Genomic DNA, 20,645 nt, shown 5'->3' on the forward strand with positions numbered 1-20,645 from the left:
ATCACATCAATATTACTTTCTAAACTCCAATCTCTCAACAAAATTCAAAATTTTATTAACGACTTTGGATAATGGGCCTAATTTTAATGAGTATTCCCTTAAAGTTAGAATATCTTCTTGTGTGAAAAATTTAACCAAGATTAATGCAAAGAAATATACAATTATGCAAATGATAATGCCAGGAAACAAAAATAAAGGAGTTTTTGGAATGAAAAATCCAACCAAACCCATGATTAAAGCAGCTGCCACAATCTTAGCAATAGGAAGTTTAGGTGCTTTGGTTTTAGTTAGTTTAAATACAAAATACATACATGGAACCATCATGCAGAAACAAGCAATGGTTGTAGCAGTCGCACCTCCGGCAATACCCAAATATGGAACAAATATCCAGCAGAGAGCGGCTGTGACAACAGAACCAAAAATCAAAATATACATAGGAATTCTAGGATTTCCAACACCCTGAACAATACTTGTGGATATGGAAAATATTGAATAAAATGTCATTCCAATAGACAGTATTGCTAATGCTGAAGCTCCCGCAACATAATCAGGATTTTTGAAGTATAGGAGCTGCAATGTAGGAACTGCAAACAATGCAAGTCCAATACACATAGGAATAACAAATAACATAGATATCTTATAAGCTTCGCCAACATATTTTTGAAGAGAATCAATATCATTAACCTTGAATGCTTCAGAAGAGGCGGGCAAAATAGTAGTTGCAATAGAAATGGAAATCATCAAAGGTAATCTCGCAATAGGATCTGCAGCTGTGAAAAAACCAATATCCGCCAATGTCAGAAATTTACCCATAATAATTGTACAAATATTATAAATGAGCATTTCAGCAATTGCAGTAATAATTACAGGAATGGAAAATTTAACCAGCATTGCACCAAGTTTAAGCTCATCACGCAATGAAAATTCAAAATCATCACTAGGTTGAGGAATATATTGTCCCATATATAATTTAAATATGACCACACATGAAACAGCGGAAAGAGAATATCCGATGACAGTACCCCATAATGCACCAACAACTGAAAATCCTATCAAAACAAACGCAGTAGCGAATAAAATCATTGCCAACTGTTCAATAGCACGGGAATAAACTATATACTCCATTTTATAGACTCCCTGAAATGCCCCCCTAAATGCTCCCATAATAACACTGAATGGAGTAATCAAACCAATGATCTGCAGTGGAACCATAACCTCAGGCTTATGCATAAAATTATTAGCAATAAATGGGGCAATGACAAAAATCATCAAAAATCCCAAGGATAAACCCAGAAATACCATGATTTTTAAAGCGGTATAAATTGTCTGGCGAGCCATATTATAGTCTTCAACGGCATTATATTCAGCAATGTATTTAGATATTGCAGGCGGAAGTCCCCCCGCTGCCAATGTCTGAAATATTCCTTGAAATGACATGGTAGTTCCTAAAATACCATTGTTTACCGGACCTAAAAGTGTGGCCATTAAAAAACGATACAGATAACCTCCGATACGGAAAATTATATTACCAACAAAAATAATTAAACTACCACGCACTAACTTATTTCCCATAATATGACCTTAAAAAAAGTATTTAATATATTTTAACTTGGTTATAGTATTTAAATGTATTATTTAAAAAATTTTCAAAACGACAAAAGAAATAATAATTAAGAAAAATACGAAAATCCTCGTTTTATAAATGGAAATACTTATTACTTGCATTATTTAAAGGTATTATTAAAAAAACTTTATTATTGGAAAATTATGATTCAATCTTTAAAGCCAAAACTCATCATGTTTCTTGCAATGTTTTCATTCATGGCATTATACATGATAGTTTTTGGAAGCAAAAACGCAGTTATTGGATTAATAATGGTATTGGCAGCATTCATGAGTTTGGGCAATGACTTATCGTTCAAACCTAAGACTTCTTTTATCAAAGTACTGTCATTGCTGTTGATTTTAGGGATTGCCTCTTATTTAAACAATCCTTTGACAATATGGGGATGCATATTTACGTTCATTGTGGTGTTTGGAACCACTTTTACATCACATAACCTATTCGGAACTGATGTTTATATACCTTATCTTATGTGCTATTTCATGATGGTGGGAATTCCTATAGATATTGAACTGTTGCCTATGAGACTGCTGTCATTGGCATTCGGAGCAGTCTTTATTGTGGGATTGAATATAATAGTCAATAAGAAAAAAGATTATAAATTAACTAAAACTACAATATCCAATCTGATTGATGAATTGAACAAAGCAATCGACTTGAAATTGGCAGGAAAAGAGGTTTCATCCAATAGCTTCAAAACAGCCAATGGATTCTATTTAGCCATTTACAATAAGTTTGAATACAAATATTTTCCAACAAAAACCCACCAATCTGTTTTAAATGTAGTGAAGTCATTTCAATATATAGGACATATAATCTCCACTAAAAATCTAACAGAAAACGAATTAATGTATACAAAAGATACCCTATCTAAAATCAAGAAAATTAATCCCGATGATATTTTTCAAGGTATTGAATTAAAGACAAAGGATATGGCTTTGATTCTGTTGAACTTAGAGATTATTGCAAATGAAGTAAACAATGACCTTGCCTCTGATGAAAATATTCCTGATAGAAATACCGTGAAAACATTGTTGAAACCAATCATTAAAAGCCAGATTACTTTCAAATCTCCCAAATTCATATTTGCATTTAAAATGGCTTTTATAATGTTTATTTGGCAATTATTGACATTAATGTTCAACTTGACATTCAGCAAATGGTTATATTTTATCACAATTCCCCTGATGATGCCTTACATTAACGATTTGGCATACACTGCGAAGGCACGTATTAAGGGAACATTTTTAGGAGCGTTCATATTTGCAGTAATTAATGTCTTGATGCACTACATCCCAATATCTCAAGCAGCACCACTTATGGTAATGGTTGTCTGTATTTTCGTCATGGCCTTGAAGAGTGAAGACAAATTCATTTTAACGACATCTACAACAATAATGTCTTTAATGGCTGCGTTAATCTATATTTCGCCCCAAGAAGCTATTGAATTAAAAATATTATGGGTAACAATTGGAGTATGCGTAGTATCATTGTTCAACTTCAAATTCATGCCATACTCCGTTGAAATAGAAACTGAAAACAATTTAAGAGAATGCTGCAGATTAAATCTGAAATCATTTGATTTAATAAAGGAAAAATGCAGAGGAAGATTTGTTAATAAAACCACTTTACTCGTCGTGACAAATATCATTCGTGAAAATATTGAAGTCACTGATGAAAATCGTGAATTATATTATTTACAGATTAAAATAACAGACATCTGTAATTTTATATTGAGTTACCTCGATGTTAATATTGTTTCAGATGAATTGAAAAATAATTTAACAGACATTATTGATAAAGATAGTGATGTTGATGAAAATTTGAATGATAAGGAGAAGATTATTGCATTAACTTTAAATTATGTCAAAGAGTTATATGATCATGAAAAAGCTATTATGATAGATTTAAATGAATAATTCGGGCATTAAAATATGGGACTCTGTTTCTGGATAAAAAGGACTTTACAAGCATTGACCATGACCAGTAAAACGATGCATATGAATGAAGATTCAACCACTTTGATTCAGAATATGTGTTCAAAAGATATGTTTTCAAAGCAATAGACATTAAATTTAACTTTTTCATTGTCAAATTTACAATTTGCTTAACTTGATTGAAGTTAAGTTTAAAAAACAATTAATATACTGATTCAGAAAAGTTCCAATGGCGAAATAAAAAAATAAGAGTTAAAAACAAAAAAATAAACAAGGAAATCTATACGATTTCTATGTAGGAATTGGGCGATACCAGTCAACTTTTTAGACAATATTAATCTAATCTAAATGGATATGTTCCATTTTTCTCATATTCCAATTCTAACCATCTTTTAAGTATTGGTTCAGACAAATAATAGAGATTATTATCCAAAATCATTAATTCTTGATGTTGGAGATTAACTAATGGTTTACTGATAGAACCAGTAGTAACATTTAGTGTTTTTGCAATTTCGTTTCTTTTTAAAGGCCCATCTATTAAAGATATTATAATGTATTGTTCACGCAATGTTAATTTATCCCACATTACAATTAAATGAGTGTTAATGACTTCAATTTTATCTTCAAATTCTGATTTTACAAGATTTTCATCTAGTTCAATGTCTTTCGGAAGCAATGTTGCAAAAATATTGACATATGCAGGAATCCCCGAAGTGCATTTAAAAAACCTGTCAAATCCCTCATCGGAAAATTTTAAATTCGGAACCTCTTGTGTTAGATATGATTTAACAGTTTCCTTACTGAATGGAGATATGTTGATTGTAAGCATTCTACCTCCAAATGCACCTCTTTGGCTTGCAATTTCAGAAATTAATTCATCCTGCATACTCATTGATCCGGAAAAAACATAGGACACATAATTTTGATTTTGAATATAACTTCTTAATTTCCATAAGAATGATTCCTTATAATCGTCCAATTCCTTAATGATTTGAAATTCATCAATGAAAATCAAAACACCTTTTATTTTATCAGAATTGCTTTCATGAATTTTTTCAGGCAATGTTAAAACAAAATCCATTAATTTTTCAACATTAGTCTCACTGCCAAAAACAGGTATTGGGAACTTATCAAGTTGAATGAACTCCTTGATTTTAAAATCATTTACTTTAAAGTATTTCTCAATTCTTTTATCCAATGTGTTTAGATTCTTGTTTTTTGCTTCAATTAAAAATTCCTTAAAGAAAAATTCCATTAATCCCATTACAGACATGTTTCTTTTTTGATAACATTCTGCCTTAGAAAAATTAATGTATACCACTAAATAATCATTATCTAATTCTTTTTTAATTTTTTTAAGAAAAACTGTCTTTCCAACACCTCGAAGACCAGTTAATAAAATTTGTGGCGCATTGCCATTAGATGTTGTTTGTAAAAGACTTTTAAGATTATCTATTTCTGCAATCCGGTTATAAAATTCATCTTCACGAAGATTTTCTCTAGTCCCCCAGGGTATCATATTTACATCCTCACTATTATATAACATTAAATAATATATAAAATTATTCATCAAGAGAATAATTATTCACCATTAGAATAAGTATAAAAGTTATTCACTAAGAGAATAACTATTCATAACTTAAATAAAAATTAAAGTTATTCCAACAGAGAATATATTTTGAAGATCAATAAAAATTTGAGAACAGTGATTTTGCACAAAAACACATTAACACAAAAAACACTCTACTTTCAGCCAAAAAAATCAATGAAATAAACTCTCTTCAAAAACGATGAAAATAATAAAAAAAATAAGAGTTAAAAACTCTTAAAAATAAATTTACACAATTCCTTGTGCGTTCATTGCTTCAACAACTTTTTGGAATCCTGCAATGTTTGCTCCTGCTACATAGTTTTTATCCATTCCATATTCTTTAGCAGCAGCTGCAGCATTTGCAAAGATGTTTTCCATAATAGCTTGAAGTTTAGAGTCAACTTCTTCAAAGGTCCAGGATAATCTTTGTGAGTTTTGTGACATTTCTAAAGCGGAAGTAGCTACTCCACCAGCATTTGAAGCTTTACCTGGTGCGAATAATACATCATTTTCTTGTAAGTATTCGGTTGCTTCAATGGAAGTAGGCATATTTGCTCCTTCAGCTACAGCCAAAACACCATTTTTAACTAATGCTTTTGCATCATCCAATAATAATTCATTTTGGGTTGCGCATGGTAATGCGATGTCACATTTAATTGTCCATACACCTTTACCTTCGTGGTATTCTGCACTTTCTCTTGCTTCAGCATAAGCAGTTAATCTTTCTCTTCTAACTTCTTTTACTTCTTTTAATAATTCAACGTCGATTCCTTCAGGATCATAAATCCAACCGGTTGAATCGGAACAGGTTACAGGTTTACCACCTAATTGCTGTGCTTTTTCGATTGCATAAATAGCTACATTACCTGCACCTGATACTGCAATGGTTTTACCTGCAATATCAATATCGTTTGCTTTTAACATTGCATTGGTGAAGTATAATAATCCATATCCAGTAGCTTCAGTTCTTGCAAGAGATCCGCCGAAGGTTAATCCTTTACCGGTTAATACTCCTTCGTATAATCCTCTAATTCTTTTATATTGACCGAATAAGAATCCAATCTCACGACCACCTACACCAATATCTCCAGCAGGCACATCAGTATCTGCTCCGATGTATTTGCATAATTCGGTCATGAAACTTTGACAGAATGCCATGATTTCTCTGTCTGATTTTCCTTTAGGATCAAAGTCTGATCCTCCTTTTCCTCCACCGATTGGAAGTCCGGTTAATGAGTTTTTGAAGATTTGTTCAAATCCTAAAAATTTAATAATACCGAGGTTTACTGAAGGGTGGAAACGTAATCCTCCTTTGTATGGTCCAATAGCTGAATTGAATTGGACACGGTATCCTGTGTTTACTTGCACTTGTCCGTTGTCATCTACCCATGGGACACGGAATTTGAATTGTCTTTCAGGATTGGTTAATCTTTCAAGAAGTGCATTTTTCTTAAATTCTTCTTCATTTTCTTCAATAACAACCCTTAAGGATTCCAATACTTCGCGTACAGCTTGATGGAATTCTGGTTCGGAAGGGTTTTGTTCAATAATAGTTTCAATTACATCGTCTACGTATGACAAAATTATTCCTCCAATATTCATTATCAAATATTATTTTGATATGACAATTAATTTTTTGTACCTTCTTATATTTAATAGTTTTCAATTTTTTTAAAAAAAATCGAATATAATTAATTATATTAATAATTTTATTAGACAAATAAATATTAAATTTAAAAAAATTTATATAAAATTATAGAAGTTTTATTATAATAAGATACAATATTTAGTAAAAATAGTTATTTTATAAACAAAAATATAAAAAATCAAATAAAATATAAATAATAATATAAAATTCTGAAAAATAATAATCATTGTTTATAAAATTATTAATTAAATTAAACAAAATTGGGTGGAAGTATATGTCCGACTAGAAAAAAACACAAAACGGTGGAAGTATATGTCCGACTAGAAAAAAAACAAAAAAATTACACAAAAAAACCAAAAACAAAATAAAAAAAAGTAAAGGATTATAAAAATCCTAGTGTCCTACATAGTATCTTAAAATTGCCCCAATACCACCAAAAGCACGGTAAAGTTGCATTCCTTCTTCAGTTTCAGTAGAAATAAACTCAACAGACGTATTCATTTCTTCAGCCATTTCAACAAAATCATCAACTAAAAGCTCAGAAGAATCTTCTTTAAGCAATTCATTACAATTAGGACAACGTTCTTCAAGTGAATCTGCTTCAGATTGATTTTTAACAGTGATTCCTTTTTCAAAACCACAGCTTCCACATTTGAAAGTTTTACGCATTGAATCCAAATCTTCGGATAAGAGCAAAGTATCAACAGCACCAATAATCAAGTTGTTTCTAACTTCCTCTTCACCATAGGAATACAAACCATCATCTTTTCTAAGTTCACCCAAAAACTTTTGAATAACTTCTTTTTCATGGATAACATCCAATTCATTTAAAAGATCAGTTGATTTATTTATAACTTCACGAATACCAAATTCACCAGTGTAGGAAGTATCAACAGTTGCAATGATTTTATCCTTAATCTCATATTGGATATAATCCGCATCAACCAAATCATTTTTAGTAAAACCCGGTCCACCAATAACAACCGCTTTCAAATCATCTTTTAATGGTAAAAATTCATCATTGATACGCCTAGCAATACGTTTCAAGAATTCACGAGCTTCATCCTCAATTACACGGTCAAACCTTCTTTGTGATTGTCCCCCTGCCTTATGTTTTCCTGGAACACCACTGGTCAAATGACCGACAAGAGTAATTTTTTTACCTTTTAATGTTGCAATAGTAGCTTCTTTTCTGTCGACTACTGCCAAACCATAAGTGTCCCTTTCCTCAATCATGTATTCAAGAGGTTCTAAGAAAAATTCATTATTACATTTATACCAGTAAGTTGTAACCGGTTCAGGTGGCTCCAAAATATATTTTTCCATCTTTTCAGTACCAGGACCACCTTTAGGAATCATACCAACAAATAATACAATACCATTTTCCGGAGGTTGTTTGTATAAACGTATGCTTTGCAAAATAACCTCAATAGCTGACTGAACATTCTTTTTGGTTTGTTTACTCTTGATGTTAGCACTCTGCCCAAGTTCATCCCTCATATGTTTACCGACATCACTGAGCTGTTTGTCAGGAGGGATATATACTGAAACAAGTTCTGTACCTCTTCCTCTTTTTTGTGATAACTCTTTTAAAGTTTTTTTAAATTCATATAATTCTTTTGATGAGACTTCTGACATGATATCCCCCATAATAAAAATTAATATAATATATAAAATTATCTACTTACAAATATAAATAATTAATGAAAAATAAGCTATTTTTTACAATAATTTTTCTTTTCCATAATTATTAAATAATTCAATTTCCTCTTGAGGAATGCTTTCGATTTCAAGCAAATCCAAACCGGTTAATTTTTTAACATCATATGCCAGACACAAATAAGTATCTGGATATTCATTATGTCCTAGAATATTCCATATGATAGAATTATTGAAAACAAGCTCCAAATACCAGTCATATCCGTCCAATACAGGAGAATCATGATTTTTAGATTTATTTTGATAACTTTCAAAAATCCATTCATAGACACCGTACTTTTCTAAAAGATTATACAGAACTGTAAGGTCAATATCTTCCTTTTCATAATAACCAGTAATTTCCCGGTTTTCAACATCCACCATTACGCTAGGGTGTGGCGTATCATAAGGATAAACCTCATAATGGCCGAATTCAATTGAAGTGAGTTCCAGTCTATTATTTTTCTTATCATAAACCCCATCATGTTGTATATTGAAAAATAAATTTGTAACTATTTTTTCTAGATTGGATATATTCAAAACATCGAAATTAAATAAATTAAATAGCATTTCTCCAAATTCAATCCAATTTTCAGGAAAATTATTTTTTATACAATATTCCTGATAGTCTCCTGAAAAATAGAGATTAATGTTGCATGAATAGACATTTTCCAGTTTCTCAAAATATGAAAAGCTTTCGGATTCAAAATCATTAAAAAGCTTCAAATCAGCAAACTTCTTTTGAATATAATCTATTGATTTTTCGTCCAGATGATGAATCTTACTTGAAACTCTCTTTTTTAAATCATTTAAAATTGGAGACCAAGGATAACTGGCCAAATAATTAGTTTCAAAGAATCTGTCAGGATAAATCATTTCATTTATATTAAAATAAGCATTTCCACGAACTAAATCTATAATAAAACAATCATAATGCTTATTTAATTTTTTAAAATTGAATCTTTGGATAATCTCTATTTTTTCAAGCAAATTTTCACCGACACAGATTATTGATAATAATATTTGTAATGAATACTTTTAAATAATATTGATTAACTAATTTTAATTTAGTGATAATATGGTTATAAGAAGATGCCCTAAATGCCACACAACAAGTGACGACCAATATGGATTTTGTATAAAATGCGGATATGAATTTCCAGAATTAGAAGTTGATGCAAACACATGCCCATTATGCAATTATTCAAATCCTGAAGAGGCAGATTACTGTGTAAAATGCGGTAGCCCATTGATTTTTAAAAAACAGTTTGAACAGGAACAGTCACTCAATCCCATTATCATTCAAAGAAAAATATCTGAAGATGCCCAAAGAATTAATGCGCCACATACCAGCAGATTTTTAATTCTTTTAGGATACATCTTCTCAATTTTAGGTGGACTTTTAGGTCTAATTATTGCAATTTATCTTATAACAAGAAAAGATCCTGTCGCAAAAAAACACGGACGCATTCAGCTTGCAATATTCATATTCTATTTAGTGCTGATATTAATATTGATATTGACTGGCACGATAAATACCGATACATTAATGAACTATAGCCAAATGAATTTTGCTAATTTGACTAACGTGACCTTATAATCGGTAAATACATCACAATAGCCCCATCACCACCATCATAATAATTCGGAACTATCCTATCAACTTTAAAATTAAACTGCTTATAGAATTTATATGCACCACAGTTATTTTCATTAACTTCCAAATAGATATTTGCTATGTCAAACATCATTAAAACTTGAATAGCTTTGGATAATAAACGAGTTCCTGCCTTTAATCGCCTGTAATTCTTATCAACTGCAAGAGAAATAATGTGGCCCTGATTTTCATACTTAATCCAGAAAATTATATAGCCGATTACATAGCCGTCTTCTTCTGCAACCAAAAAACCAGTACCCATATCATATAATCCCTTAAATGTATTTATCCCATATGATTGACTAAATGACATGTTTTCAATTTCAAAAACTCTCTTTAAATCACTCGGCCTGAACTCACGTATTATCATCATATCAATAATATAACAAAGAAGTTATTTAAATATTATTAAGAAAAAAATATACATCTTTTTGTAACCAAAATTATTAAGAAAAATTTAATATTATAAATTACTTAAATATTAAAGATATATTATAAGAGTTGATTATATGTGGCAGAATTTCGCAGAATATATTTTATCACGATGTGAAAAAAATCCAACCAGAATATGTGAAATAGCTGTTGGAAAATTCACACAGGTTTTTGATTATTTAAATGAGCAGGAAAATGTTGAAATTATAAAAACAGACATTTCTCCAAACGATCCAAGTGTGATAAAAGACGACATTACTAATCCAAATTTGAAAATATATGAAAATTTAGATATAATCTATTCAATAAGGCCACCAAGCGAGTTGCAACCATATATAATTAATCTGGCATTAAAAACGGACACAAAACTAATCATTAAACCGTTATTTAATGAAGATATAAATGGAAAAAATGTAAAATTAAAATTAAAAAACTATAAAAAAGCAAGTTTTTATACATTGGGTGTCTAAATGACAAACGACATTTTATCAAAATATCAAACATCGAAAAATGGATTAAACGAAAGCGAAGTTCGAAAAAGACAAGAAAAATACGGTCCGAATAAACTCTTAGAACAAAAACCAAAAAGTCCTGTTTTTTATTTTTTGAACAGTTCGTGGATGTTTTAATAGCTCTTTTAATTATTGCAGCCATTGCTGCTTATGCTATTGGAGATGTTATAGATGCAGGAGTAATCATCTTAGCCATTTTATTAAATGTTATCATGGGATTTATACAGGAATATCGCTCCCAAAAAGCAGTAGAAATGCTTAAAACATTAATAACAAAACATGCAATAGTAAAAAGAGATGGTGAAATTAAAACAATCGATTCAGAAGAACTGACTATTGGAGACATAGTGCTTTTAGAGGAAGGAATTAAAGTACCTGCAGATTTAATTTTAATCGAATCAAATAATCTTATTGTTGATGAATCATCCCTGACAGGCGAATCAGAAGGCGTTAACAAAAACATTGGTGATGAAGCACACATGGATTCAAATATTTTATCCGGAAATGCTGTTGGCGTTGTCTCAAACATAGGTATGTCCACAAGCATTGGAAGGATTGCCGAAGTTGTCCAGCAGGAATCCAGCGAAACACCTCTTCAAAAGAAAGTTGACAGATTAGGAAAATCATTATCTGCAATTGCAATAATTGTATGTATTGTTGTTTTCTTTTTAGAGTTATTCAAGGGCGTTCCTCTGGTTCAGACATTCATGACTGCAGTTTCACTTGCAGTTGCAGCAATTCCCGAAGGATTGCCTGCCGTTTTAACATTGACCCTGGCTTTAGGAATGCAGCAGATGGCAAAATCAAATGCAATAGTTAAAAGACTGCTTTCTGTTGAAACTCTTGGATCATGTACAGTCATATGCAGTGATAAAACAGGTACATTAACAGAAAACAAAATGACAGTTACTGATTCATTTTATTATAATGAGGAAAAGACTGCATTTATTGGAACATTATGCAACAATGCACTGATTAAAGAGAATGAAACAATTGGAAACTCAACCGACATTGCAATTTTAAAACATTTCCAAGACAAAAAAATCAAAACTGAAAGATATGATAGAGTAAATGAAATTCCACTTGACCGTTCTCGTAAAATAATGACTACTGAATATACGTGCAGTGATGAAAATAATATTATTTTATCAAAAGGTGCTCCAGAAATAATAATATCCAAATGTAAATACATAGATAATAATGGAAGTACTAAAATAATCACACCTGAAATCAAGGAAACGCTATCTAAAAAAATTAATGAAATGACAGGCAATGCTTTAAGAGTAATAGGTTTTGCATATAAAATCAAAGATGAAAATCCGGATGAAGAAAACCTTACATTTACTGGCCTTGTTGGAATAATAGATCCTGCTAAAAAAAGTGCTGAAAAAGCAGTGAAAGACTGTAAAAAAGCAGGAATCAAAGTAGTGATGATAACAGGAGACCACAAAAAAACAGCAACTGCTATTGCAAAAAATCTCAAAATACTGACAACAGGCAAGGTCATAACAGGAGAAGAACTTGATTCAATGAATGATGAAGAATATTCCAAAATCGTAGAAGATATTCAGGTCTATGCAAGGGTAAAACCAACACAAAAAATGAGAATTGTTGAAACACTGAAAAACAAAGGAAACATAGTTTCAATGACTGGAGACGGTGTTAATGATGCCCCTGCACTTAAAAAAGCATCAATAGGAGTTTCAATGGGAAATGGTACAGATGTTGCTCATGAAGCATCAGATATGATAATAGAAGACAATGACTTTGCAACAATAGTCAAAGCAATAAAAGAAGGAAGAAAAATCTATGACAACATTAAAAGATTCGTAAAGTTTCAGGTATCCACAAATGTTGGTGCAATATTAACAATTATAGGTACATCAATCTTATCTCTCCCATTGCCGTTCAATCCAGCACAACTGTTATGGATTAATATAGTAATGGACGGACCTCCTGCACAGACATTAGGTCTTGAAGGTGCAGAAAAAGACATAATGGAAAGAAAACCAGAAACAGGAGATATTTTAAATAGAAATGTGCTGCTTAAAATATTCATATCAGGAATTGTTATGGCCATCGGAACAATTGGCGTTTTTATTCATGAATTGAATACATCAAACGACACTAAAGCAATGACTGTTGCATTTACATTATTTGTGGTTTATCAATTGTTTAATGCATATAACTGCAAGGCAAACTCTGAAAGCTCAAGTAAATACCTGTATTTGGGAATATCTCTTTCATTAATACTGCAAATTTTAATAATATATATTCCACAACTTCAAATTATATTTAAGACAACATCTATCGGATTAATAGATTGGATCATTATTATAATCGTTGCATTTACAATAATAATAACTGAAAAAGTAATGAATAAAGTGATACAATGAAAGATTTGAACATATTTATTTTGGGAGGAACCAAGGACTCAACTGAAATAATTAAACACTTGAAAAATAATTACAATACCCATATTTTAACTACCACAACAACAGAATATGGATCAAAATTAGCTGCGGAAGCGGGAAGCGATGATACAATATCAAGACCTCTCCTAAAAGATGAAATTATCAAAATCATAAACAATTCTGACTTTGATTTGCTGATAGATGCAACACACCCATTTGCAGAACACATTACAAAAACAAGCGTAAGCGTTTCAAAGATTTGCAATATCTCATACATCAGATTTGAAAGGCCATCACTAAACTTTGACAATATAGACACATCACATATAATTTATGCAAAATCCTTTGAAAATGCAGGACAGATAATATCTGAAGAAATACCCGAGGGAAATATCCTTCACTTTGCTGGCGCAAACACTATGGAAGATGTATTGAAAAATGTTTCAACAGAACGATTTTATCCACGAATTTTAAAAGTTCCAAAATCCATTGAAAAATGCGAAAAGCTGGGAATAAAAGAGGACCATATCATAGCTATGGAAGGTGCCGCCAGCTTAAAGGAAAACATGGATTTAATTGAAAAACATAATGCAAGTGTCATGATTACAAAGGAAAGCGGTGAAATAGGCGGAGTAATTGAAAAAATTGATGCTGCAAACAAGAAAGACATATCTCTAATCATGATTAAAAGACCATTCATCAAAGAATTGAATAAAAAAGACATTGTTTCTAATTTAGAAGAACTTGATGAAAAAATAGAAAAAATAATTAAAAGCGCCGAGACTGAGATTTGAACTCAGGAGGAGAAACTCCACGGGATTTCAAGTCCCGCGCCTTACCAGACTAGACTACCTCGGCCCACAAAACAAATGATATAAAAAAAATCTTATTTTTAAATTTGAAAAATTTATAATAACGCCGAGACTGGGATTTGAACCCAGGCGGAGAAACTCCACGGGATTTCAAGTCCCGCGCCTTACCAGGCTAGACTATCTCGGCTTTATGAATATAACAAGGAAATATTTAGAAAAGTCTAAATATTTATCCTTTAAGTTCAATTTCTATACTTACATTATCAGGAACATTAACTTTCATTACTTGTCTCATTGCACGTTCGTCAGCTCCAATACCGACTAAACGTTTGTGAATCCTAAGTTCCCATTTTTCCCAAGAAGCTTTTCCTTCACCATCTGGTGATTTTCTTGTAGGAACTACTAATTTTTTAGTAGGTAATGGAATAGGACCAGATAAATCCACACCAGTTCTTTCAGCAATGTTTTTAAGTTGGTCACAAACATATGCTAATTTTTCTGGATCGGTTCCTGTAAGCTTAATTCTTGCTTGATTCATTAATTATCCTCCAAAGTACAAAAAAAAGAAAAGATAGTGTTAAGTTAAAAACTTAAACACAAATTTTCACAAACTTATTGTTTTTCAGTAATTTCAATACATAAACCAGCTGCAACAGTTTGACCCATATCTCTGATAGCAAATCTACCCATTTGTGGGATTTCTTTTGCGTTTTCGAGACACATTGGTTTAGTAGGTTTGATTTTAACAATAGCTGCATTACCAGTTTTTAAGAAATCAGGGTTTTCTTCGTCAACAGCACCAGTAGCAGGGTTTAATTTTTGCATTAATTCTAAGAAAGTACATGCTACTTGGGAAGTGTGACAGTGGAATACAGGAGTGTATCCAACGGTGATTACACCAGGGTGTTGTAAAACAACAATTTGTGCTTTGAATTCTCTTGCAACAGTAGGAGCGGAATCAGTGTGTCCAGCTACGTCTCCTCTTCTGATATCGTTTTTACCGACACCTCTTACGTTAAATCCAATGTTGTCACCAGGTTCAGCAACATCAAATACTTCGTGGTGCATTTCGATAGATTTAACTTCTCCGGAAGCTCCAGCAGGTTGGAAGATAACGTTTTCACCTTTTTTCATGATACCGGTTTCAACTCTTCCTACAGGTACAGTACCTACACCAGTAATGGAGTAGACATCTTGAATAGGAATTCTTAAAGGTAAGTCGGTTGGTTTTTCAGGTGGAGTTAATTTGTCTAAAGCGTCAATTAATGCGTCACCTTTGTACCAAGGAGTGTTGGAACTTGCTTCTTTAATGTTGTCCCCTTCAAATGCAGATAATGGGATGAAAGGTACTTCAGCAGGGTTGAAACCTACGGTTTTGATTAAGTTTGATACTTCTTCTTTTAATTCATTGTATTTGTCTTCACTGTAATCAACTAAGTCGATTTTGTTAATAGCTACGATTAATTGGTTGATACCTAAAGTTTTGGATAAGAACACGTGTTCTTTAGTTTGTGGCATTACACCGTCGTCAGCTGCAACAACTAATACACCTGCGTCTGCTTGGGAAGCACCAGTGATCATGTTTTTAACGAAGTCTCTGTGTCCTGGGCAGTCTACTACAGTGTAGTCGTATTTTTTGGTGGAGAATTTTTGGTGAGCTAAATCGATAGTTACTCCTCTTTCTCTTTCTTCTCCTAATTTGTCCATAACAAATCTGAATTTGTTTTCTCCGTCATCTAATTGTTGTTCAGCGATTGCACCAGCTTTTAATAATAAGTGTCCAACTAAAGTGGATTTTCCGTGGTCAACGTGTCCAATAAATGCTAAGTTAAGATGTTCTTTTTCTTTTGCCATTATAATACCTCATTTTAAATTATATATTAACAAACATTAGTAAGCTTAAATGTTAGCTTAAATTTAATTTATATTTTAACATATAAATAGATAATGTTTTTTTCATGAATTTTTTATAAAAATATAAAAAATAAAAAATTAAAATTAAATTTTAAATTTATATGTCTCCTAAGTAGTGACTTGTAGGGAACGGTTCTGGAGATAAACCTTTTCTTTGTCTGATTTCTCTCACAATTTGGTTTTGCATTTCACGTGGGAGTGGTTCAAATCCTGCAATTTCAGTAGACCATAAACATCTACCTTCTGCTGCGGATCTGATGTCACCAGCAAAACCGAACATTTCTGCTACAGGAACTTTGGATTCGATTCTTGCCATGTCTCCTTCTTGACCCATGTCAACAATTTGACCTCTTCTGTTTTGGATTTCACGGGTACATGCTCCCATGTAATCATTAGGAGTGTCAATAACTACTTTTTGCATAGGTTCAAGTAAAGCAGGTTCTGCAAGAGTCATAGCACCTAAAATTGCGTTTCTGATTGCAGGTAATACTTGTGCAGGTCCTCTGTGAACTGCGTCTTCGTGAAGTTTTGCATCGTGGAGTTTGAATTTTAATCCCATGGAGATTTCTTCACCTAATGGACCACTTTCCAAAGTGGATTCAAATCCTTCGAGTAACAATTCTTTAACTTCATCCAAGTATTGAATACCACGAGTCATGTTAAGGAATAAGCTTCTGTTGTGGACAGACCAGACTCTTCTAGCTTCTTCTTTATCTAATCCGTATTCCATGAAGTCATTAGCTGCTTCTTTACCTTTAACTCTACCTTCTTTTATGTCACCATCTTGGATAGCGTCGTAAATAGCTGGTTCTAAAGGTTCGACAGTTATGTAGAATCTGTTATGTTTGTTTGGAGATTTACCTTCAACTTGTGGAGATAATTTTCTTACAGTTTCTCTGTATACAACAATAGGTTCGGAAGTAGTGATATCTACACCTTTTTCTCCAATTCTGTATCCGATAACTTCTAAGTGAAGTTCACCCATACCAGACACTAAGTGTTCACCAGTTTCTTCATTAATATCAATTTTAACAGTAGGATCTTCTTTACCAACTTGTCTTAATACTTCAATAAGTTTTGGTAAGTCTTTAGTATTTTTAGCTTCTACAGCAACAGTAACTACAGGTTCTGAAATGTGTTCTAAACCTTCAAACTCTTTAATTTTGTCTTCAGGTGAACAGAGAGTTTCCCCAGCGATTGCACCTTTTGCACCAGCAACATATACAATGTTACCTGCAGGTACTCTATCGGTGTTAACTCTTTCAGGACCGAAGTATACACCTACTTGTTGTACTCTGGATTTACCGTGAGAACCAACGAGATATACTTCTGTACCTTTTTCAATAGCTCCTCCATAAACCCTACCTGTTGCGATTTCACCAGCGTGCTTATCTACAGATACATTGGTAACCATTACAGCTAAAGGTCCGTCAGGAGAAGTTTCTACCATACATTGACCAGCAGGAGATTCGATGTCTCCATCCCATATGTTAGGTACTCTGTAAACTTGAGCTTCTTTAGGAGAAGGTAAGTGTTCTACTACCATACCTAATAATACGTCGGATAAAGGTACTTTTTGAGCTAATTCTTTTTCATTATCAGCATTACAGTAATCAATAATATCTTTAAAGTTGATTCCAGTTTCTTGCATGGTTGGAACATTGATAGCCCAGTTGTGGTATGCTGAACCGAAAGCTACACTACCGTCAGTGAAGTCTAATTTCCATTCTTCTTTTTTATCTTCAGGAGCCATGTTTTTGATTAACTTGTTAGCTTCCATGAAGATTTTCAAGAATCTGTTTTGTAATTCTTCAGGTTCTAATTTTAACTCGTTGATTAATCTGTCAACTTTGTTAATGAATAAAACAGGTTTTACGTTTTCTTTTAAAGCTTGTCTGAATACAGTTTCTGTTTGAGGCATGATACCTTCTACAGCACAAACAACAACTACTGCACCATCCACAGCTCTCATAGCACGAGTTACATCCCCACCAAAGTCAACGTGACCTGGAGTATCAATTAAGTTAATTAAGTATTCATTTTCTTTATAATCGTGTACCATAGATACGTTTGCTGCATCAATAGTAATACCACGAGCTTGTTCTTGCTCATCAAAATCTAAGAATCTTTGGTCACCAGCAAGTTCTTCAGAAATCATACCTGCACCTGCTAAGAGGTTATCAGATAAAGTGGTTTTACCGTGATCGATGTGAGCACAGATACCGATATTTCTGATTTGGTCAGGTTCATACATTAATTCTTTGATTTTTGCAATCATTTTGTCTCTTCTACTCAAAATAACCACCTAAAATATTATAAGATTAGTGTGCTGCTTTAGCAACTCTTTCTTTCTCTTCAGCTTTTTGTAAAGCAAAACTTCTTGAATCTTCTTCAGAAGCAAGAATTAATTCATCAGCCAAACATTCAGCAACAGATTTTTTGTTTTTGAATGATGATTGTAAAGTACCTCTAGTCAAGAAACCAAGGGATAAGTCAACTCTTCTTTGTGGAGAAATATCCACAGCCACTTGGTATCCGATACCACCGTATTTGATACGGGTAGTTTCTTCACGAGGTGCAGTATTTTCAACTGCAGTAACTAAAACTTGAACAGGATTCTTTTTAGTTCTTTTGTTGATAATTTCTAATGCTTCTTTTACAATGTTATAAGCTTTATTTTTCTTACCTGAGTTGAGGTGGGTTCTCATAACTTTGTTCATTAATCTTTCAACAATAGATACTTTTGATTTTGCGAATTGTCTTTTTACATGTCTACCTGAAGTGTGAGGTACAAGAGTTTCATCCAAACAAATGTATTTAATTAAACCTAAGTCCTCAACTTTTACTTCATCGAGATCCCATTTATCAAATAATTTACTCATAAAAATTACCTTCCTTATCTTACAGGTTTTTCAATTTTTCCACTTACCATTTCAGATAAAGCTACATTGTTAACTTTGGACACTTTCCAACGAACTCCAGGAATATCTCCCATGGATCTTCCGGATGGTCCTCCAATTCCTTCAATCATAACTTCATCGTGCTCATCGATAAAACCAATAGCTCCGTCACCTGGTGCGAAAGCAGTTAATTGTTTACCGTTTTTAATTAATTGAACACGTACACATTTACGAATAGCAGAGTTAGGTTGTTTTGCTTCTATCCCTACTTTTTCGATTACAATACCTCTAGCTTGAGGAGCTCCTTCAAGAGGGTCTGCTTTAACGTCTAATCTTAAAGCTTTCCTTTTGTAATCCACATCTTTCCACTTAAAATTTTGTCTATTTTTTTTAAGTTTTTTTGCAGCAAAAAGTCCTGGCATAATTTTTTCCTCTAAACATTTTTGTCAAAAAACATATCTAAGAATCCACCGCTGCGATTTATACTGTACACTAACAGTACAATCTAAATTCTAAGATATAAATTAGTAAATAATAATTAATAGATAAATAACAATTTTTATCTAAAACAAAGATATCTGAAAGTAAATTTTAAACATAGACAAAAAGCACACATAGTCATGTTTGTAATAAGTATCGATATCTTACAATTAAATATCTTTTTTAACCTTTATAAAGGTATGGTTTTTATCAATGAAAAAATAAAAAAAATAAATTTTCAAAAAATGAAATAAAAAAAATATATAAATAGCTTTAAAAAAAGCTATTTTAAAATAATATTGTCAATATTATGAAGTCTATTAGCTAATAATTTAGCTCTTTCAATGTTAATACCATTTTTACCAATAGCAATACGCTTATTAGTATTATCTGTTGCAACAGTAGCAATTTTTTCTCCAGATTTTCTAGTTGAAATTTTTACACTTTGTAATTCTGCCGGAGATAAAACATTTCTAATAAATTGAGCCGGATCTTCATTTAATTCAATGACTTCAACTCCTCTATCTACTGCCCTTTGAACTTTTGATACGGTACTTCCACGTTTGCCTATAGCTAATCCCATATCTCCTTGCTTAACAACGAAAGTAACCTTATTGTTATCATCATCGATAATGCAATCCTTAACCATTGCTCCAGTCATATTTTCAAACAGAGCAATGAATCTTATTTCATTTGCACCGAATTTAATAGACACGTAAATCTACCTCAAATCGTCTAATATAGTAGAATCTCCTGGATCGTTAACGATTAATGTAGCAACGGTAAAAGGTTTACCACAAACAGAACCTAAATCAACACTTGTTCCATCATAAATGTGACAAGGAATTTCTGAGAGTCTTGCATAATATTCAACATCTTCAATAATGTCTTTAGGAGCATTTTGAGCAACAACAACAAGTTGTCCTTTTCCTAATTTTAAAGATTGAATTGATTTTTCAGAGCCTAAAGTTACATCACCTGTATCAACAGCTACCCTGATTCCTCTATCTACGTCCATCATCTAGC

The 20,645-nt window shown here is 32.1% G+C and carries 18 protein-coding genes, 2 tRNA genes and 1 pseudogene; 6 read left to right on the forward strand and 15 right to left on the reverse strand.

Annotated elements, in window-relative coordinates; genetic code table 11:
• Positions 1-12 precede the first annotated feature (12 nt).
• Complete coding sequence (locus SM9_RS09030; RefSeq protein ID WP_058739837.1) at positions 13-1,572, reverse strand: flippase; 1,560 nt, start codon at positions 1,570-1,572, stop codon at positions 13-15.
• Positions 1,573-1,767: 195 nt separating this feature from the next.
• Here SM9_RS09030 and SM9_RS09035 point away from each other — a divergent pair, with 195 nt between their 5' ends.
• Complete coding sequence (locus tag SM9_RS09035) at positions 1,768-3,543, forward strand: FUSC family protein (protein WP_058739838.1); 1,776 nt, start codon at positions 1,768-1,770, stop codon at positions 3,541-3,543.
• A gap of 15 nt (positions 3,544-3,558) precedes the next feature.
• Positions 3,559-3,690: a hypothetical protein gene (locus tag SM9_RS12530; RefSeq protein ID WP_269744785.1), complete on the forward strand. Its 132-nt coding sequence runs from the start codon at positions 3,559-3,561 to the stop codon at positions 3,688-3,690.
• 205 nt (positions 3,691-3,895) lie between these two features.
• On the opposite strand, the gene SM9_RS09040 is transcribed toward SM9_RS12530, so the two are convergent.
• The 4 genes from SM9_RS09040 to SM9_RS09055 all read right to left on the reverse strand — a co-directional run bounded on the left by SM9_RS09040 (position 3,896) and on the right by SM9_RS09055 (position 9,488).
• Positions 3,896-5,107 (reverse strand): AAA family ATPase, encoded by a 1,212-nt coding sequence (locus SM9_RS09040; RefSeq protein ID WP_198144365.1) that lies wholly within the window; start codon positions 5,105-5,107, stop codon positions 3,896-3,898.
• 291 nt (positions 5,108-5,398) lie between these two features.
• Positions 5,399-6,733 (reverse strand): NADP-specific glutamate dehydrogenase, encoded by a 1,335-nt coding sequence (gene gdhA, locus SM9_RS09045; protein WP_058739840.1) that lies wholly within the window; start codon positions 6,731-6,733, stop codon positions 5,399-5,401.
• Between the two features lie 460 nt (positions 6,734-7,193).
• Positions 7,194-8,438 (reverse strand): peptide chain release factor aRF-1, encoded by a 1,245-nt coding sequence (gene prf1 / locus SM9_RS09050; RefSeq protein ID WP_058739841.1) that lies wholly within the window; start codon positions 8,436-8,438, stop codon positions 7,194-7,196.
• 84 nt (positions 8,439-8,522) lie between these two features.
• Positions 8,523-9,488 carry a hypothetical protein gene (locus tag SM9_RS09055; RefSeq protein ID WP_058739842.1) on the reverse strand — a complete coding sequence of 322 codons (966 nt, stop codon included), beginning with the start codon at positions 9,486-9,488 and terminating at the stop codon, positions 8,523-8,525.
• A gap of 88 nt (positions 9,489-9,576) precedes the next feature.
• On the opposite strand from SM9_RS09055, the gene SM9_RS09060 reads away from it, so the two are divergent.
• Positions 9,577-10,098, forward strand: coding sequence for a zinc ribbon domain-containing protein (locus SM9_RS09060; protein WP_058739843.1), 522 nt, complete (start codon positions 9,577-9,579; stop codon positions 10,096-10,098).
• Here SM9_RS09060 and rimI read toward each other — a convergent pair.
• The gene (gene rimI / locus SM9_RS09065) at positions 10,082-10,525 is read right to left on the reverse strand and encodes a ribosomal protein S18-alanine N-acetyltransferase (protein ID WP_058739844.1); all 444 of its coding nucleotides are present in this window, start codon (positions 10,523-10,525) and stop codon (positions 10,082-10,084) included. The genes SM9_RS09060 and rimI overlap by 17 nt on opposite strands.
• A 139-nt stretch (positions 10,526-10,664) precedes the next feature.
• Here rimI and SM9_RS09070 point away from each other — a divergent pair, with 139 nt between their 5' ends.
• The 3 genes and pseudogenes from SM9_RS09070 to cobK all read left to right on the forward strand — a co-directional run bounded on the left by SM9_RS09070 (position 10,665) and on the right by cobK (position 14,307).
• Positions 10,665-11,057, forward strand: a complete 393-nt coding sequence (locus SM9_RS09070) for a UPF0146 family protein (RefSeq protein WP_058739845.1) — start codon at positions 10,665-10,667, stop codon at positions 11,055-11,057.
• Positions 11,058-13,495: pseudogene (locus SM9_RS09075) on the forward strand (calcium-translocating P-type ATPase, PMCA-type).
• Positions 13,492-14,307 (forward strand): precorrin-6A reductase, encoded by an 816-nt coding sequence (gene cobK, locus SM9_RS09080; protein WP_058740343.1) that lies wholly within the window; start codon positions 13,492-13,494, stop codon positions 14,305-14,307. Before SM9_RS09075 ends, cobK begins: the two are co-directional and overlap by 4 nt.
• Here the strand turns inward: cobK and SM9_RS09085 are convergent.
• From SM9_RS09085 to SM9_RS09125, 9 genes are all read right to left on the reverse strand, one after another.
• A tRNA-Ser gene (locus SM9_RS09085) sits at positions 14,289-14,371 on the reverse strand. The two genes, cobK and SM9_RS09085, sit on opposite strands and share 19 nt — an antisense overlap.
• 58 nt (positions 14,372-14,429) lie before the next feature.
• Positions 14,430-14,512 (reverse strand) — tRNA-Ser (locus SM9_RS09090).
• Positions 14,513-14,554: 42 nt separating this feature from the next.
• Positions 14,555-14,863, reverse strand: a complete 309-nt coding sequence (gene rpsJ / locus SM9_RS09095; RefSeq protein WP_058739846.1) for a 30S ribosomal protein S10 — start codon at positions 14,861-14,863, stop codon at positions 14,555-14,557.
• 74 nt (positions 14,864-14,937) lie between these two features.
• A complete protein-coding gene (gene tuf, locus SM9_RS09100) occupies positions 14,938-16,179 on the reverse strand; it encodes a translation elongation factor EF-1 subunit alpha (protein ID WP_058739847.1) in 1,242 nt (413 codons plus the stop codon).
• 157 nt (positions 16,180-16,336) lie between these two features.
• Entirely contained in the window at positions 16,337-18,535 is a 2,199-nt protein-coding gene (locus tag SM9_RS09105; protein ID WP_058739848.1) for an elongation factor EF-2, read from the reverse strand.
• A 25-nt stretch (positions 18,536-18,560) separates the two neighbouring features.
• Entirely contained in the window at positions 18,561-19,121 is a 561-nt protein-coding gene (locus SM9_RS09110) for a 30S ribosomal protein S7 (RefSeq protein WP_058739849.1), read from the reverse strand.
• 14 nt (positions 19,122-19,135) lie between these two features.
• The gene (locus tag SM9_RS09115; RefSeq protein WP_004033029.1) at positions 19,136-19,561 is read right to left on the reverse strand and encodes a 30S ribosomal protein S12; all 426 of its coding nucleotides are present in this window, start codon (positions 19,559-19,561) and stop codon (positions 19,136-19,138) included.
• Positions 19,562-19,902: 341 nt separating this feature from the next.
• Positions 19,903-20,334, reverse strand: coding sequence for a NusA-like transcription termination signal-binding factor (locus SM9_RS09120; RefSeq protein ID WP_058739850.1), 432 nt, complete (start codon positions 20,332-20,334; stop codon positions 19,903-19,905).
• A gap of 6 nt (positions 20,335-20,340) precedes the next feature.
• On the reverse strand, positions 20,341-20,640 hold the full coding sequence (locus SM9_RS09125; RefSeq protein WP_198144368.1) for a 50S ribosomal protein L30e: 300 nt from the start codon (positions 20,638-20,640) through the stop codon (positions 20,341-20,343).
• Positions 20,641-20,645: the final 5 nt, after the last annotated feature.

The organism is Methanobrevibacter millerae, assembly GCF_001477655.1.
GTDB lineage: Archaea > Methanobacteriota > Methanobacteria > Methanobacteriales > Methanobacteriaceae > Methanocatella > Methanocatella millerae_A.

What these genes read in the sequence shown, in the direction of transcription:
- SM9_RS09030 (WP_058739837.1), bottom strand. Translation starts at nt 1,572, where the DNA reads ATGGGAAATAAGTTAGTGCGTGGTAGTTTAATTATTTTTGTTGGTAAT.
- SM9_RS09035 (WP_058739838.1), top strand. Translation starts at nt 1,768, where the DNA reads ATGATTCAATCTTTAAAGCCAAAACTCATCATGTTTCTTGCAATGTTT.
- SM9_RS12530 (WP_269744785.1), top strand. Translation starts at nt 3,559, where the DNA reads ATGGGACTCTGTTTCTGGATAAAAAGGACTTTACAAGCATTGACCATG.
- SM9_RS09040 (WP_198144365.1), bottom strand. Translation starts at nt 5,107, where the DNA reads ATGTTATATAATAGTGAGGATGTAAATATGATACCCTGGGGGACTAGA.
- prf1 (WP_058739841.1), bottom strand. Translation starts at nt 8,438, where the DNA reads ATGTCAGAAGTCTCATCAAAAGAATTATATGAATTTAAAAAAACTTTA.
- SM9_RS09060 (WP_058739843.1), top strand. Translation starts at nt 9,577, where the DNA reads ATGGTTATAAGAAGATGCCCTAAATGCCACACAACAAGTGACGACCAA.
- rimI (WP_058739844.1), bottom strand. Translation starts at nt 10,525, where the DNA reads ATGATAATACGTGAGTTCAGGCCGAGTGATTTAAAGAGAGTTTTTGAA.
- SM9_RS09070 (WP_058739845.1), top strand. Translation starts at nt 10,665, where the DNA reads ATGTGGCAGAATTTCGCAGAATATATTTTATCACGATGTGAAAAAAAT.
- cobK (WP_058740343.1), top strand. Translation starts at nt 13,492, where the DNA reads ATGAAAGATTTGAACATATTTATTTTGGGAGGAACCAAGGACTCAACT.
- rpsJ (WP_058739846.1), bottom strand. Translation starts at nt 14,863, where the DNA reads ATGAATCAAGCAAGAATTAAGCTTACAGGAACCGATCCAGAAAAATTA.
- tuf (WP_058739847.1), bottom strand. Translation starts at nt 16,179, where the DNA reads ATGGCAAAAGAAAAAGAACATCTTAACTTAGCATTTATTGGACACGTT.
- SM9_RS09110 (WP_058739849.1), bottom strand. Translation starts at nt 19,121, where the DNA reads ATGAGTAAATTATTTGATAAATGGGATCTCGATGAAGTAAAAGTTGAG.
- SM9_RS09115 (WP_004033029.1), bottom strand. Translation starts at nt 19,561, where the DNA reads ATGCCAGGACTTTTTGCTGCAAAAAAACTTAAAAAAAATAGACAAAAT.
- SM9_RS09125 (WP_198144368.1), bottom strand. Translation starts at nt 20,640, where the DNA reads ATGATGGACGTAGATAGAGGAATCAGGGTAGCTGTTGATACAGGTGAT.